This window comes from Corynebacterium kutscheri, assembly GCF_000980835.1.
GTDB classification, from domain to species: domain Bacteria; phylum Actinomycetota; class Actinomycetes; order Mycobacteriales; family Mycobacteriaceae; genus Corynebacterium; species Corynebacterium kutscheri.
On record NZ_CP011312.1, the window covers coordinates 712,706 to 728,843 of the forward strand.

Annotated in this window: 14 protein-coding genes and 2 tRNA genes; 13 read left to right on the top strand and 3 right to left on the bottom strand. The window is 46.2% G+C overall.

The genetic code is table 11. The features are described from left to right. The first annotated feature begins 9 nt into the window (after positions 1-9). Both UL82_RS03295 and UL82_RS03300 read left to right on the top strand, forming a co-directional pair. Positions 10-624 (top strand): mycothiol-dependent nitroreductase Rv2466c family protein, encoded by a 615-nt coding sequence (locus tag UL82_RS03295; protein ID WP_046438998.1) that lies wholly within the window; start codon positions 10-12, stop codon positions 622-624. A 46-nt stretch (positions 625-670) separates the two neighbouring features. Then, entirely contained in the window at positions 671-1,147 is a 477-nt protein-coding gene (locus UL82_RS03300; RefSeq protein WP_046438999.1) for a ribose-5-phosphate isomerase, read from the top strand. A gap of 88 nt (positions 1,148-1,235) precedes the next feature. Here UL82_RS03300 and UL82_RS03305 read toward each other — a convergent pair whose 3' ends face one another. Both UL82_RS03305 and UL82_RS10820 read right to left on the bottom strand, forming a co-directional pair. Continuing rightward, complete coding sequence (locus UL82_RS03305) at positions 1,236-2,051, bottom strand: hypothetical protein (RefSeq protein WP_046439000.1); 816 nt, start codon at positions 2,049-2,051, stop codon at positions 1,236-1,238. A gap of 195 nt (positions 2,052-2,246) precedes the next feature. After that, entirely contained in the window at positions 2,247-2,522 is a 276-nt protein-coding gene (locus UL82_RS10820) for a hypothetical protein (protein WP_083966401.1), read from the bottom strand. A gap of 401 nt (positions 2,523-2,923) precedes the next feature. On the opposite strand from UL82_RS10820, the gene UL82_RS03315 reads away from it, so the two are divergent. From UL82_RS03315 to clpX, 6 genes are all read left to right on the top strand, one after another. After that, positions 2,924-2,998: transfer RNA gene (locus tag UL82_RS03315), tRNA-Gly, on the top strand. Positions 2,999-3,489: 491 nt separating this feature from the next. Further along, positions 3,490-3,563 (top strand) — tRNA-Pro (locus UL82_RS03330). A 97-nt stretch (positions 3,564-3,660) separates the two neighbouring features. Further along, positions 3,661-5,010 (top strand): trigger factor, encoded by a 1,350-nt coding sequence (tig, locus tag UL82_RS03335; RefSeq protein WP_046439004.1) that lies wholly within the window; start codon positions 3,661-3,663, stop codon positions 5,008-5,010. Positions 5,011-5,354: 344 nt separating this feature from the next. Further along, positions 5,355-5,954, top strand: a complete 600-nt coding sequence (locus UL82_RS03340) for an ATP-dependent Clp protease proteolytic subunit (RefSeq protein WP_046439005.1) — start codon at positions 5,355-5,357, stop codon at positions 5,952-5,954. Between the two features lie 21 nt (positions 5,955-5,975). Then, the gene (locus tag UL82_RS03345; RefSeq protein WP_046439006.1) at positions 5,976-6,605 is read left to right on the top strand and encodes an ATP-dependent Clp protease proteolytic subunit; all 630 of its coding nucleotides are present in this window, start codon (positions 5,976-5,978) and stop codon (positions 6,603-6,605) included. 395 nt (positions 6,606-7,000) lie between these two features. Beyond that, the gene (gene clpX / locus UL82_RS03350; protein WP_046439007.1) at positions 7,001-8,275 is read left to right on the top strand and encodes an ATP-dependent Clp protease ATP-binding subunit ClpX; all 1,275 of its coding nucleotides are present in this window, start codon (positions 7,001-7,003) and stop codon (positions 8,273-8,275) included. Positions 8,276-8,375: 100 nt separating this feature from the next. On the opposite strand, the gene UL82_RS03355 is transcribed toward clpX, so the two are convergent. After that, positions 8,376-9,137 (bottom strand): TetR/AcrR family transcriptional regulator, encoded by a 762-nt coding sequence (locus tag UL82_RS03355; RefSeq protein ID WP_046439008.1) that lies wholly within the window; start codon positions 9,135-9,137, stop codon positions 8,376-8,378. 401 nt (positions 9,138-9,538) lie between these two features. On the opposite strand from UL82_RS03355, the gene UL82_RS03360 reads away from it, so the two are divergent. From UL82_RS03360 to ndk, 5 genes are all read left to right on the top strand, one after another. Further along, positions 9,539-10,510, top strand: coding sequence for a malate dehydrogenase (locus UL82_RS03360; RefSeq protein WP_046439009.1), 972 nt, complete (start codon positions 9,539-9,541; stop codon positions 10,508-10,510). Positions 10,511-10,664: 154 nt separating this feature from the next. After that, a complete protein-coding gene (locus UL82_RS03365; protein WP_046441143.1) occupies positions 10,665-13,370 on the top strand; it encodes a valine--tRNA ligase in 2,706 nt (901 codons plus the stop codon). Positions 13,371-13,426: 56 nt separating this feature from the next. Then, entirely contained in the window at positions 13,427-14,872 is a 1,446-nt protein-coding gene (gene folC / locus UL82_RS03370; protein WP_407921687.1) for a bifunctional tetrahydrofolate synthase/dihydrofolate synthase, read from the top strand. A gap of 65 nt (positions 14,873-14,937) precedes the next feature. Next, on the top strand, positions 14,938-15,297 hold the full coding sequence (locus UL82_RS03375; RefSeq protein WP_083966498.1) for a DUF4233 domain-containing protein: 360 nt from the start codon (positions 14,938-14,940) through the stop codon (positions 15,295-15,297). A 361-nt stretch (positions 15,298-15,658) separates the two neighbouring features. Continuing rightward, the gene (ndk, locus tag UL82_RS03380; RefSeq protein WP_046439012.1) at positions 15,659-16,066 is read left to right on the top strand and encodes a nucleoside-diphosphate kinase; all 408 of its coding nucleotides are present in this window, start codon (positions 15,659-15,661) and stop codon (positions 16,064-16,066) included. Positions 16,067-16,138: the final 72 nt, after the last annotated feature.

Here is a 16,138-nt window from a genome sequence, read left to right on the forward strand (position 1 = left end):
TAGAACAACATGACTGAAAAAGTATCCTTTTGGTTTGATGTATCGTGCCCATTTTGTTGGGTAACTTCCCGGTGGATCAAAGAGGTAGAGCAGGTTCGTGATATTGAAGTCGAATGGATCCCAATGAGTTTGAGCGTTCTTAATCAAGGACGCAATCTTGATCCTGGTTATATGCAGCGAATGGAAGCTAATTGGGGGCCAGCACGAGTTTTCGCAGCGATTGCAAGTGAGCATCCAGAAAAACTTGATGAGCTTTATACGGTGATGGGTACCATGGTTCATAATGAGGGTAAGGGTGCTCAAAAAGGTTTTGGCGGATATGACGAAGTCATTGCTACCTCATTAGCACAACTTGGGTTAGGTGAATATGCTGCAATCGCTAATACTAGCCAGTGGGATGAGCAGCTTCGTCAGTATCATCAGGGGGCAATGGATGCCGTTGGGGATGAGGTAGGTACGCCGGTACTTAAATTAGGCGATACCGCATTTTTCGGTCCGGTACTAACCCGTATTCCGCGAGGTGAAGCGGCTGGAAAGCTTTTTGACGCTTCAGTAACCCTCGGCAATTACCCCCATTTCTTTGAATTGAAGCGTTCCCGAACCGAATCACCACGGTTTGATTAACTTTAAAAGGGGTAATAAACGGGGCAGATCCGATAGACTTTAAAACATGCGAATCTATCTTGGAGCAGACCATGCAGGGTTTGAGACGAAGAATATTATTGCGGAGCATCTGAAGAGTCTCGGACATGAGGTAATTGATTGCGGTGCGCATATTTATGATGCCAACGATGATTATCCAGCATTTTGTATTGAAGCTGCTAGCCGAGTAGTTAATGATCCTGGTTCATTGGGAATTGTGCTTGGTGGATCCGGTAATGGTGAGCAGATTGCGGCCAATAAAGTAACCGGTGCCCGGTGTGCTCTAGCCTGGTCGCCAGAAACAGCAAGACTAGCTAGAGAACATAATAACGCGCAGCTTATTGGCTTAGGTGGCAGAATGCATTCCGCTGAAGAAGCTCTGGCGATAGTGGATGCTTTTATTGAGCAACCATGGAGTAACGAGGAACGCCACCAGCGCCGTATCGATATTCTAGCTGATTATGAGCGCACTGGAATTGCCCCAGAATTGCCTCGGGAAAATTAATACTTATTAAAAATAAAGCCTCACTATTTTTTAGTGAGGCTTTTAATCTATTTAGTGCTTATTTATGTTTTGGCAGTAACTGAAGTGCTTAGAAATCGAAGTCGAAACCACCGTCGAAAAGCCCACCGTCGCCGCCAAAAAAGCCACCGCCGTCACCACCAAAATCAAAGAAACCACCGTCACTAGCATCACCACCGGCATCTGTTATATCGCTAGCACCGAGTGCATCGGCACCTCCCGCATCGGCAAGGCATTCGGCGTAGCCTGCTTGCCATGCATTAGCGGAGTAACCGACACCAGACATTCCAGAAAACAGCGAACTAAACAGTAAAACACTACCGGCAGTCCATAGCCCGGTACTCATGGCTTCAGCCCACCAGGGGCGAGAATACCAACCAGCCGGAACCGGGCGACCAGCAACTATACCGCCAGGATAATAGTTAGGCGTAGCTTCAGTAGCTACTGGTGATACTGTGAGCGTATTTCCATCTTGAGAAATAGTGCGGGTTTCTGTGACCTTGCCTGCCTGACGCTGTCCTTCCAGCGGCGGTAATTCTGGGCCGGCAGGTAACCCCATGATTTCACGTGCGGCGTTAATATAGTGCAGGCCTTCGAGTGCAGATTCTCGGGCAAGTTCTGCTTGGCGAACTGTGGTTGCAGTAGAAATTTGCGCACTGGCTGCATTAAACCGCTCTGATGCATCGGCAATAGCTTGGCTAGAAGCAGTATCGGTTCCAGTAATAGTAAGCACTTGAGAGCCTAGCCGGTCGATCCACCGGCGAGCATCAGCAATTGCATCTTCATGATTATTAATAGCGTGTTGAGAGGTACCGGTTTTATTGGCACGGGAGGCAATAAAAACTAAGCCCAGAACAACAATGCCAATGAGAAGAAGAGCGGACACGATAATTCACCTAGCACTTAGTAGTCGATCTTATATTCGTATTCCGTATAACGAAGCAATAAAAAGAAAAGTTCCCACACGATATTCGTGCAGGAACGTATTAGATAGTAGTTTGCGCTTAATTAAATCTTGCTCTGTGCGCCAATGGGCTTAGTGATGAAACAGTGTTTCCGTAGTGAAACACCAGAAAATATGCTAATCGACAGGGTGAGACACCTTGTTATCGGAGGAAGCATCGATTGTATTTTTCGCCGCAGAGGCGATCTTCGCTCGTTTGCGAGCATGTGTCCACTCGATAATGGCCTCGGAGTCCCATAGGGTTAGCCCGTGGAGCTTCGCGACGGGGGCGGGTGCGCGACCTCGTCCTGCATAACTTGTGAAAGTACCTCGCGCCGTGCCAGAGAACTTTGCGCAATCTACTGCAGTCCAGAGTTCACGACCCGAGAGCGAGTCGATAATCTTTGGATTCATAAGCAATATTGTATATGGCTTTATGTGGCAATCGGTTTTTTGTGGGGTAGGCGATAATAAAATAGAAGTGTTGCGTCTGAATGAAAACGAAAACCCGTGGATAAAAGCATATTTGCTGTATTTTTTGGGATTGTTATTGATAGTTGAAATGTCCGCATATCGTGGGATATTGCCCTGGGGTGAAAAAGTTATTTTCGATAATTAAAAAAATATGTGGGTATATCTCCGATGATGATAGAGGGGGTAGGCGGGGGTGTTTGTTTTAAGAGGTTGTGGTGCCTTTTAAATCAGATGTGCAATGCAAATAAGTTAGTTAAAAAAACTATTAATTGCTAATGAAAAGGTAATTTGGTGCTTTAGGTAAGTTGCGCTACAGTTGTCGGCAGCGCTTTAACGCACATGGGAATGTCGTATAGTGGCTAATACCTCAGCCTTCCAAGCTGAAGACGCGGGTTCGATTCCCGTCATTCCCTCCATTTCAACACCATTTGGTTTTATTGCATTGTAAAATTATGCGGTTTCCGGGTGGTGTTTTTTTTATTTTTCTAGATGATGTATGCCTGAGCTCTTTAGGGAAGCTATTTAGGGACGGTTCCACATATTTGATCTTAAAAGTGTCGGAGTTGGCACTGGTTACTGTTGCTGATCTTTCGAATAGTTATTTTCTATTGGCAGCGGTTTTTCAACGCATTGTTTATAGTGATTGCGTCATTAATGAGTGACCAAGAGAAGTAATGGAATTTTTTAACTTCATTTATTCGGTTTAAACCTAGGCGGGCTTAGGGTTGCTTAAAAGTGTTGGCTAACCGCGAAGTGAGAATTAGAACAGTTATTAGCGTTGGGGTTGTTGCAAAATTGACCCTTTTGACCTGTGTAAACAGGTCGATTTTTATTTTTGCGTAGTTTATGGCTAAAGTATTGATCCGTACCCAGTCGCCTGGCATTGAGGTGGCTAGTACTTTGATAACGGGACGTGGCGCAGTTTGGTAGCGCACCTGCTTTGGGAGCAGGGGGTCGCAGGTTCAAATCCTGTCGTCCCGACAAAAACACCCTCATCCGGCTTGCTGGGTGAGGGTGTTTTTCTATTAAGATGAACCCCGCACAATCTATTAATTCCTAGATACCAGGAGAGTCACTCGTGAAGAGTTCCGTCGAGAAGCTGAGCGACACCCGCGTCAAGCTCACCGTCGAGGTCCCCGTAGAGGATCTAAAGACTGAAATTGACCAGGCGTACGCAGGCCTGGCGCAGCAGGTAAACATTCCAGGTTTCCGCCGTGGTAAGGCACCTCGCCAGCTGATCGAGGCTCGCTTTGGTCGCAATGTTGTTATGGAGCAGGTCGTCAATGATGGCCTTGGCGCCCGCTATGAGGAAGCACTACGTGAGGCAGAGGTTATTCCGCTAGGACAGCCTGCCATTGAGATCACTGAAGTAGACGCTGATAAAGGCTTCGATTTTACTGCTGAAGTTGATATCCGTCCAGAGATCACATTGCCAGATTTCGCTACCTTCAATATTGAAGTTCCTGCGCTAAAGACTGACGACGAAGCCGTTGACGCAGAGATTGATAAACTGCGTGAGCGTTTTGCTGAGCTTAAAGACACCAAGCGCAAGCTTAAGACTGATGATTTCGCAATTATTGATGTTGTTGCTTCGGTCGACGGTGAAGAGATTGAAGATTCTAAGGCTGAGGGGCTATCTTACCGAGTAGGTGCCGGCGATCTTATTGATGGTCTAGACACTGCATTGCGTGGCCTTAAGACCGGAGAATCTGCTGAGTTCACCACCACCTTGAAAAATGGTGAGCATGAAGGCAAAGAAGCAACTGTAAAGGTTTCTGTTCAGCAGACCAAGGAGCGCAAGCTACCTGAGCTTGATGAAGAGTTCGTACAGACTGCATCCGAGTTCGATACGGTAGAAGAGCTGCGTGAGTCCTATAAGGAACAGGTTGAAGAGAACGCTAAGTCTAGGCAGGCAGCAGCAATTCGTGATGAAGTTCTCAAGGCAGCTCTAGAGGCGAGCGAATTCCCAATTCCAGAAGCATTTGTTAGCGAGCAGGCTCATAACCAACTACATCAGATTTTCGGCGAGCTTGCCCACGATGATGCTGCTTTGAATGCTGCTCTTGAGGCACAGGGAACTACCCGTAAAGAATTTGAAGAAGAAGTACATAAATCTTCTGAGCAGGCTGTTCGTACCCAGCTATTCTTAGACGTATTGGCTGAGCAGGAGGAACCAGAGGTTTCCCAACAGGAGCTAACTGATCACATCTTGTTCACTGCGCAAAGCTATGGCATGGATCCAAACCAGTTTGTTATGCAGCTACAACAATCCGGCCAGATTGCTAACCTATTTGGCGATGTTCGTCGCGGAAAAGCATTGGCAGCTGCAATTGTCCGAGTAAATGTTAAGGATGAAGACGGTAATGTAGTTGATCCTAACGAGTACTTCGGTATTGAGGAAGAAGAGGAAACCACCTCGGAGCAGTAAAATTAGCGTCTTTCTAAACAGGAAGCACATAAGTTTATACGCTTAATGTTTTAACATGGCCTTGACTATTGAGTTGAGGCCATGTTGTTTTTTAATCGACTATCGATTGTGGTGGGGGGTAGGTAGGTGGTAGTAGGAAAAGCGTCGATAAGCATAAAAAGAAGTTGTACTGATAAGGCAGTTTTTGTCTGTTTATTTTTAGGCTGAGTTTCGCGATACTTTAACGCTCTTAGCGAACAGAAGCGCATAAGGGATGCTGACGGCGGTATTGTGGGTTGCATTGATCGTGAACTATTTGTTCGAGGACACGTGAAAGAAAAGAACAATATATAAGGAGCACCACAATGTCGGATAAGACCCTGATGGCGGCGGCAAGCGCAGGAATGAACCTGAGCGATTCCGTGTATGAGCGTTTGCTACGTGAACGTATTATTTTTCTAGGAACTCAAGTTGATGATGAGATCGCTAATAAATTATGCGCTCAGATTCTTCTGCTTTCTGCGGAGGATCCTACCCGGGATATTTCCTTGTACATTAACTCGCCTGGTGGTTCGGTGACTGCGGGCATGGCTATTTATGACACCATGAAATACTCGCCATGCGATATTGCTACTTACGGCATGGGTCTTGCTGCATCAATGGGGCAATTCCTATTATCTGGTGGCACAAAAGGTAAGCGTTTTGCTTTGCCTCACGCTCGCATTATGATGCATCAGCCTTCTGCTGGCGTAGGTGGTACCGCTGCTGATATTGCTATTCAGGCAGAGCAGTTTGCACAGACCAAGCGCGAAATGGCGCAACTTATTGCCGAGCATACTGGGCAGACTTTTGAGCAGATTACTAAAGACTCGGATCGTGACCGCTGGTTTACTGCTGAACAGGCCAAGGAATATGGTTTAGTCGATCATGTAATTTCTTCCGCAGAGACACCCCTATCTAACTAAGACGTAGGAGATATAGAGAATATGAATACTAACGGAATGCAGATGCCTACGTCTCGCTACGTATTACCAAGCTTTATTGAGCAGTCAGCTTATGGCACTAAAGAAACTAACCCTTATGCCAAGTTATTTGAAGAACGTATTATTTTCTTAGGCACACAGGTAGATGACACTAGTGCGAATGACATTATGGCGCAGCTGTTGGTGCTAGAAGGTTTAGACCCAGACCGAGATATCACCATGTATATTAATTCTCCCGGTGGTTCTTTTACCTCCTTGATGGCGATTTATGACACCATGCAATATGTGCGTCCCGACGTGCGTACCGTATGTCTTGGCCAGGCAGCTTCGGCAGCTGCTGTGCTATTAGCAGCTGGTGCACCAGGTAAGCGAGCACTATTGCCGAACTCGCGTGTTTTGATTCACCAGCCGGCTACCCAGGGAACTCAGGGACAAGTTTCTGATCTTGAGATTCAAGCAAAAGAAATTGAGCGTATGCGTACCCTGATGGAAGAGACTTTGGCTCGTCATACTGGTCGCACAGCAGAGCAAATTCGTATTGATACTGATCGCGATAAAATTCTTACTGCCCAGGAAGCCGTAGAGTATGGAATCGTGGATCAGATTTTTGATTACCGAAAACTCAATGGCTAATTTTAACGGCTAGTGTTTTTGGCTGCTTAGCTAATAGGTGATGCATCGTTAAAAGTGTAGGCACTGCATGGTAGCTAGTGCACTCGTTACATAATAGATAGAAGTCTCGTTGTTCGATAACGGCAACGGGACTTTATCACTATATAAATATGTTGGTGTGGGTGAGCCGTTTTAGTACTCAAGCTCACTGTGGATGATGAGAAAGACATTGTGTTTTTGAGTGTTCTAAGCAATCAGGTGTCTTAGACTCAAAAAGACATGGTTTAAAGGTGCGGTCTGTTGTGCTAAAACCAGTGGTTAACTAAGACCATGATAGGTACCTGGCACTAGGGCGTAATCACGGCTAGTATTAAGTTTTTGATTAAAGCAAAGAAGAAAGAGATAGCATAGCTCTTATGGCACGTATGCAAGAAAGCGCTGACCTGCTTAAATGCTCATTTTGTGGCAAAAGTCAAAAGCAGGTAAAGAAGCTTATCGCCGGTGGCGGAGTCTATATCTGCGATGAATGCATTGAACTGTGTAATGAAATCATCGAAGAGGAGCTAGGAAAAGCTAGCGCGGAGGCACATGCTACCGGGGCTGATTTGCCAAAACCCAGTGAGATATCTGCCTTCTTAGATAGGTATGTTATCGGCCAAAATGAGGCTAAGCGTATTCTTTCCGTGGCAGTATATAACCATTACAAGCGAGTGCGCGCCGATGAAATAAATAAAGCTAAGCATAAGCAACGAGATGAGGATACTGAGCTGCAAAAGTCTAATATCCTTATGCTTGGTCCCACCGGCTCGGGTAAAACTTATTTGGCACAAACTTTAGCTAGGCTTCTCGACGTTCCATTCGCCATTGCTGATGCCACCAGTTTGACCGAAGCTGGCTACGTAGGCGAAGACGTAGAAAATATTTTGCTTAAACTACTCCAAGCTGCAGATTTTGATGTAGAGCGGGCACAACGTGGCATTATCTATGTCGATGAGGTAGATAAGATCTCACGGAAGTCGGATAATCCATCAATTACTCGGGATGTTTCTGGTGAGGGCGTACAGCAGGCTTTATTGAAGATTCTAGAAGGAACAGTCGCATCCATTCCGCCTCAGGGAGGACGAAAACATCCGAACCAGGATTTCATTCAGTTAGACACTTCTAATATTTTATTTATTGTCGCTGGTGCTTTTGCAGGTTTGGAAAAAGTTATTCAGGAACGCCGAGGCAAGAAGGGGATTGGCTTTGGCGTTGATCTCAAGTCTGCTCAAGATGCTGACGATATTGATATTTTCAAGGACGTGCGTCCGGAAGACCTAGTGAAATTTGGACTTATCCCAGAGTTTATTGGGCGTCTTCCTATCGTTGCGACGGTCGGTAATCTGGATCGAGAATCTCTCATTAAAGTATTGACCGAACCACGCAATTCTTTGGTACGTCAATATGAGCGACTTTTTGATATGGATGGTGTGGTGCTTACCTTTGAGGAAGAAGCTCTAGCAGTGATTGCAGATTTAGCTCTTGATCGAGGCACCGGCGCACGTGGTTTGCGTGCCATTATGGAAGATATTTTGGTGCCGATTATGTATGACATTCCAGATCGAGACGATGTTCAAGAAGTAGTTGTTACCGCTGAGGCTGCCCGAGGTAATGAAGCCCCTCGACTTATTGAAAAATCTGAGGCCGCTTAGTTTAGAAAAGTTTTTTAGTTAGCTTAAAACAAAAGCACACTACATAGGCTAGAAGAAGCGAAAGTAGTGTGCTTTTGTGAGGCACCATGATTAGGTGCTTTTATGCGTCAAAAGGATCAGCGCTGACATCATAGCTAGAGTCGCGGTAATCCAGTAGTGGTGTTTCTGTTGGAATTGACTCACTAAGGTAGCTGGTGTCCTTAGTAGATTTAATTCCAGAGGTTAAAAATCCCAGCACTGCATCGACTGTTAATCGAGTCAGACCTTGAGTGTTACGCGCATCCATCATGTCGGTGCGATAAAGATTCATATTTACCGATCGTGCAGCAACTCGGTATACCGAGAGTGAAGCAATAAGGGTAAAGACATCGAGTGCGGAAATTCCAGGACGGAAAGCACCGGCATCTTGTCCTTGAATAAGCAGCTTGTCTAACTGCAAGATCACAGCTGAGGTATCGTCAAGCGGGCTACCATCGGCAACTTTTCCAAAATTATGGAGATTTTCCATCAGTAAGATGCGCACCGCGTCAGGATTATTTGCATAGATGGTTACTACTGCTTCAACAAGATTACGAATACCTTCTACAGGTACTGCAGAATGCGCAGAATTACAGGTCATTTCTTCGAGAGTTGGGCGTAAGCGGTTGACTGCAAGCGCTAAACAACGGTGGTAGAGACCTTTTTTATCGCCAAAATGATAGTGGATCATGCGTTTAGACATGCCCGAAGCTTTAGCAATATGTTCTAGCTTGGTATCGGAGAAACCACCTGCAGCAAACGCACTGAGTGCGATATTAAGAACATCATCAGAAGAGACATCAGAAGTTTCTTCAGTGATTGTCGTTAGCGGCGCGCGTGACATAGAACGTCTCGTCTCCTTAATAAGATCAGCGGCGGGGCGGAGGAATATTTATACGCTCGGTATTTTATTCGTCGGTGCGATATAGTAGCGCCAGGCGTTAATAGAAAAACCGGTTCGGTAGTACTTGTCTTGATATAAAAGATAGCCAATCCACCCGCTTTTGTGCTACAGATGTGCTGCTAAAACTCCTATTTTGGGGGTAGTGAGCACGCTCGAATTTGAGTATTTGCAATTAAAAATTTTTGTTTCGGGTTCCCCTTGATGAGATGTTTTACTCAAGCCGCACATGAATCAGTCATCTGCATTACGCTAGAAGCGTTATTTGATACGGCTCAAAGTAATAAGGATGGGCGCGTATCAATCGCAGTAATTCCTAGCATTTTGAAGGAGCCCGGAACCTTATGTCCGTGAAGAAAATTGCCGTTACTGGCGCTGCTGGTCAAATTTCATATTCCTTGTTATGGCGTATCGCTAATGGCGATGTCTATGGTGCAAACCAGCCAATTGAACTGCGTTTGCTAGAAATTCCACAAGCAATTGGTGGTGCAGAAGGTGTCGCCATGGAGCTTAATGATTCTGCTTTCCCATTGCTGAAAAATATTGTGGTCACAGATGACGTCAATACTGCTTTTGATGGTGTGAGTGCTGCTTTCCTCGTTGGTGCTAAACCACGCGGTGCTGGTGAAGAGCGTGCGGATCTTTTGGCTGCTAATGGCAAGATTTTTGGCCCACAGGGTAAGGCTATCAACGACCACGCTGCCGATGATGTACGAGTGCTTGTGGTCGGTAATCCTGCTAACACTAATGCGCTTATTGCACAGCATGCGGCTCAAGATATTCCAGCTGAGCGTTTTAATGCCATGATGCGTTTGGATCACAACCGTGCAGTTGCGCAGCTTTCTGAGAAGTTGGGCAAAGACAAAACTGAGATTGAGAATCTTGTTGTTTGGGGCAACCACTCTGCTACCCAGTTCCCAGATCTTAGCTATGTCACCGTTGGTGGAGAGAAGATCTTTAACTCGCTTGATCATGATTGGTATGTCAATGAGTTCATTCCTCGGGTTGCTAAGCGCGGCGCAGAGATTATTGACGTACGCGGCAAGTCTTCTGCGGCTTCGGCAGCTTCCTCGGCGGTAGACCACATGCATGATTGGATTAACGGAACTCAGCGTTGGGCATCTGCAGCTATTCCATCTACCGGTGCTTATGGTATCCCAGAAGGAATTATTGTTGGGCTTCCTACGGTTTCACGCGATGGTGCATGGGAAGTTGTTGAGGGTCTAGAAATTAATGACTTCCAGCGCAAGCGTATCGACGAAAACGTTAAGGAACTTCAAGAAGAGCGCGAAGCAGTCGCAGATCTATTGAAGTAAAAACAACGTTAGAAAAAACTGTGCACTAGTTTTTATCCCCACAGGAGTGTCTTTAGTTCACTTTTGTGGGGATATTTTTGTTTTACCAGCAGGTTTCGGTGACATAGTTATTGAGTGATAGGGAAGATAAAGATAATTTGCGGTGCACGTTAGAATAGTTCGTGTGACTCTAAACAATAGTGAAAACCGTGCTGATCGTCTGCCCGCCAGTTGGGATCCTGCCCAACATGAACAAGCTCTTTATGAGGATTGGGTGAAAAAAGGCTACTTCACCGCCGATGCCTCGTCGACGAAGCCGGCTTTTTCTATTGTCTTGCCACCGCCGAATGTGACCGGACAGCTCCATATGGGTCATGCATTAGACCACACTCTTATGGATTCCATTGCCCGCCGTAAGCGTATGCAAGGCTTTGAGGTGCTGTGGCTACCAGGTATGGATCATGCCGGTATTGCTACCCAATCCAAGGTAGAAGCAAAACTAAAAGAAACTGAAGGCAAAACTCGGTGGGATTATGACCGCGAGGAGTTCATTGCCAAGGTGTGGCAGTGGAAGCAAGAATACGGTGGCACGATCGGTGCCCAGATGCGTGCTATTGGCGATTCCGTAGATTGGTCACGCGAGCGCTTTACCCTCGATGAGGGACTTAATCGTGCTGTGACCACTATTTTTAAGCAGATGTTTGATCAAGGAATGATTTATCGTTCCCATGGTTTGATTAACTGGTCACCGGTATTAGAAACCGCTGTTTCAGATATTGAGGTTATTCACAAAGACGTTGAAGGTGAATTGGTCTCTATTCGCTATGGTTCGCTTAACGACGACGAACCACATGTCATTGTCGCAACCACTCGAGTTGAAACCATGCTTGGCGATGTTGCTGTTGCCGTGCATCCAGATGATGAACGCTACCAGGATCTTATTGGCGTCGAATTAGCGCATCCTTTCTTACCCGAGCGTAAGATGATCGTTGTTGCCGATGATTATGTTGATCCCGAGTTTGGTACCGGTGCTGTTAAAATCACTCCAGCTCATGATCCTAATGACTACGCCTTAGGCTTACGCCACAACTTGGATATGCCAGTAATCATGGATGCCAAAGGCGTTATCGCTGATACTGGTACCAGCTTTGATGGCCTTGATCGTTTTGAAGCACGAGTAAAAATTCGAGAAGCTCTTGCCGAACAAGGACGCATAGTAAAAGAAATTCGTCCCTATGTACATAGCGTCGGACACTCTGAGCGCAGTGGCGAACCTATCGAACCACGACTATCAATGCAATGGTTCATTAACGTCGAAAAGCTAGCGGCTATGGCAGGAGATGCAGTACGCGAAGGCGATACTGTTATTCACCCAACATCAAGCGAACCCCGTTATTTTGAGTGGGTAGATAATATGCACGACTGGTGTATTTCACGCCAGTTGTGGTGGGGACACCGTATTCCAATTTGGTATGGACCAGCCGGTGAAATTGTGTGCTGTGGACCAGATGACGAGCCACCAGCTGGGTACGTCCAAGATCCTGATGTTCTAGATACCTGGTTTAGTTCGGCGCTATGGCCATTTTCTACTATGGGCTGGCCGGATAAAACTCCAGAATTAGAAAAGTTCTATCCCACGTCAGTTTTGGTTACCGCTTATGACATTCTGTTCTTCTGGGTAGCAAGAATGATGATGTTTGCCACGTATGCCTCTACCCAAGATGAAACTGGAGTTCTTTCTGCTGGTAAAGATGGTCGCCCACAGGTGCCGTTTACCGATCTTTTCTTGCACGGTTTAGTTCGTGATGAGCATGGGCGCAAGATGAGTAAATCATTGGGCAACGGTATTGATCCTATGGATTGGGTACGCGAATATGGTGCCGACGCATTGCGCTTTACCCTAGCTCGCGGTGCCAACCCTGGTGTTGACCTGCCAGTGGGACAAGATTCGGTACATAGTTCTCGTAACTTCACCACCAAGATTTTCAATGCCACCAAGTTCGCATTAATTAATGGCGCTTATGTTGATAGCTTGCCACCGCGTGATGAGCTTAGCGATGCCGATCGTTGGATTCTCGATCGACTTTCAGAAGTAATCGCACAAGTTGACGATTATTATGATCGCTATCAATTCGCTAAAGCCAATGAGACTTTGTATCAGTTTGTTTGGAATGAATTCTGCGACTGGTACTTAGAGATCGCTAAGGTACAGATTCCTCGCGAGATTACTGATTCAACCGATGAGAAGAGTGCTCGCAATACCCGTATTGTGCTTGGGCATGTCCTAGACCAAAGCTTGCGTTTACTACACCCAGCCATGCCATTTATTACCGAAGTATTATGGACGACCTTAAGCGATGGAGAATCCCTTAATGTTGCTACATGGCCGGTTGCTGGAACCGAACCACGCGATGATAATGCTGCACGACGAATGGCAGATGTGGAAAAACTGGTTACCGAGATTCGTCGTTTCCGAAGTGATCAAGGTGTCAAACCTAGCCAAAGAGTTCCCGCCAGAATTGATTTTGTTGATTGTGATTTGGTGGAGCAAGAAGCTTTGGTGAGATCTTTGGCCCGCGTGGACGAACCAAAAGATGGTTTCCAGGCTTCTGCCACAATCGAAGTACGCCTTAGCCGCGCTACTATTGAGGTTTCTTTGGATACTTCCGGCACTGTGGATAAAGCTGCTGAGATCAAGCGTCTAGAAAAAGATCTTGCTGCTGCACAAAAAGAACTCGAGACCACAAGTAAGAAGCTCGGCAATGAGTCTTTCTTAGCTAAAGCACCAGAGGCTGTGGTGGACAAGATTCGTAAGCGTCAACAGATCGCGCAAGAAGAAGCAGATCGTATTAGTGCTCGTCTTGAGGAGCTGCGGCAGTGAGTGAAAAACACCCAGACTCACATTCTGGTTCTCCGGCGGGCTTTGGTGAATTAAGCATTGAAGCAGGCGGACTCAGTATTAGCATTGATACGCCTAAAAATGAGCTGCCAGAACCACAGGAGATTACTCCTGCCGATATGCAACGATTCAAGGCGGTAGAATCTGAGCTAGACCAACGCTGGCCGGAGACCAAGATTGATCCCAGTTTAGATCGTATGGAATTACTCATGGATCTATTGGGTAACCCAGAACGCAGTTTTCCAGCTATCCATGTTGCCGGTACTAATGGTAAAACCTCGACGGTGCGCATGATTGAATCGCTAATGCGAGCTTTTCATCGACGTACAGGGCGCACTACGAGTCCTCATCTACAACTAGCTACCGAACGCATCGCTATTGATGGTCTGCCCATACATCCACGCGATTATGTACGCATTTGGGAAGAAATAAAGCCCTATGTGGAAATGGTTGATGCCCAAAGTAGTGTGCCTATGAGTAAGTTTGAGGTGCTCACCGCTATGGCTTACGCCGCTTTCGCAGACGCACCAGTAGATGTGGCGGTTGTTGAGGTGGGTATGGGCGGAAAATGGGATGCCACTAATGTCATTAATGCCGATGTTGGCGTGGTTACCTCAATTGGTTTTGACCATACAGACTATCTAGGTGAAACCATCGAAGATATTGCTGCAGAAAAAGCTGGCATTATTAAACCTCGGTGGGATATAGATGATTTACTTAGCCCGCCAGATAACGTGGTGGTAATAGGTGAGCAAGAACCGGCTGCATTACATGTTGTTTTAGAACAAGCTGTTCATGCTGATGCTGCGGTAGCACGCGCTGGTAGTGAGTTTGCAGTAGTTTCTTCTACGATAGCGGTAGGCGGACAGCAGATTACTTTGCGCGGGCTTGGTGGTGAGTACCCAGATATTTTCTTGCCATTATCAGGTGAACATCAAGCACGTAATGCAGCGGTGGCATTGGCTGCTGTAGAAGCATTCTTTGGCGCTGGGGCTGGCCGCCAGCTTGATATAGAAACCGTTCGACAGGGTTTTCAAAGCGTTACTTCACCAGGACGTCTGGAGCGAGTTCGTGCTACCCCAACAGTTTTTATCGACGCAGCACATAATCCACATGGGGCAGTTGCTTTAGGTAAAGCAATTGAGCGTGACTTCGACTTCACTCGACTTATTGGGGTGGTGGCAGTGCTTGGCGATAAAGATGTGCGCGGTGTGCTGAATGCTTTGGAACCACATTTGTCCGAAATTGTTTGTACTAAAAACTCTAGTCCTCGCTGCTTAGCCGCAGAAGAACTAGCTGATTATGCACGTGAGATTTTTGGTGAAGAACGAGTACATAGTGCTAGTAATTTGCCCGGTGCTGTGGAATTGGCAGTTGAGCTTGCCGAGGAGTCTGAGATCCAATCCGGCGCTGGGGTAGTAGTGACCGGTTCAGTGGTTACCGCTGGTGAAGCACGTACCTTATTTGGAAAGGAACCAGCGTGAGTAATTCCACAGCCGAAAATGGCTATGGTCCATTGGGACCTGGACATGAACCAAGTATTGACCCAATGAAAGGGCTGCGTGGGGTAATGGCCGGCACGATGGGTATGGAGGCAATTACCTTCTATCTTGTGCTTACTGTTATTGCGAAGATCGACCACGGTGAGTACTGGACTACCTTTAATTGGATTTATGTCACAGTTGTTGCTACCGCAATGCTTATCATGTCTTTCTTTCAGCGTCGAAGGTGGGCGTTAGCGATCAATTTAGGGTTACAAGTTGTTGGCTTGATTGGTGGAATACTTGTGCACCCGTCGATGGTGGTTGTTTCTCTGCTGTTTATTGCTGTGTGGTGGTACCTGTTGTACCTGCGTAAGAATCTTTTAGAGCGTATGCGCCGTGGTTTACTGACTACTCAGCACAGCTAATATTTATTAACTACTAACCGTCGTATTGAGATGATAGATCGGATGCGGCGGTTTTTTTATTGTGAGTGAAAAGTTATGGAGTGAAGGTATTAATGAACATAAACTTTATGGGAAAATTCAATGAATACTATGGGCAAGGTTGTAACTAGGTAGGTGCGAAGCAGCATATTGTTGAACAGTTAACTAGTGGATAGGTAAAGTAGCGGAATTTATGCGGTGGGTGTACTTAGTCGGCGTTGTAGTATTTGTTTTTCTTGCACTTGTCTCGGCTTTTAGTGGACGCAGTATTTTATGGACAGTGATGTATTTAGGGTGTGCATTAGGATGTGCACTCTGGTTACGGGTGTTAAAGTAAGCGGCTATGGAACGCACTTTTATTCTTATTAAGCCAGATGGCGTGCGCAATGGGCATGTTGGTGAAATTATTGCCCGTATTGAGCGTAAAGGGCTAAAACTGGTTGCGCTTGATCTTCGAGTTGCTGATACTGATACAGCACAAAAACATTATGCGGAACATACAGGTAAACCATTTTTTGGCGATCTTGTTGATTTTATTACCTCCGGTCCGCTTATCGCTGGTGTTATTGAAGGTCCACGTGCGATCGAAGCGTGGCGTCAATTAGCAGGTGGTACTGATCCAGTCGCAAAAGCAACCCCGGGCACTATTCGAGGCGATTTTGCTTTGCAGGTGAATGAAAACGTTGTTCATGGCTCAGATTCTTTAGAGTCTGCTCAACGTGAAATTAAAATTTGGTTCCCACACCTGTAATAGCTATTAGGTTCGCTGCATGAATACATGTGGCGGCCTTTTTTCTTTGTGCCACTACCGACATGGTCAGTT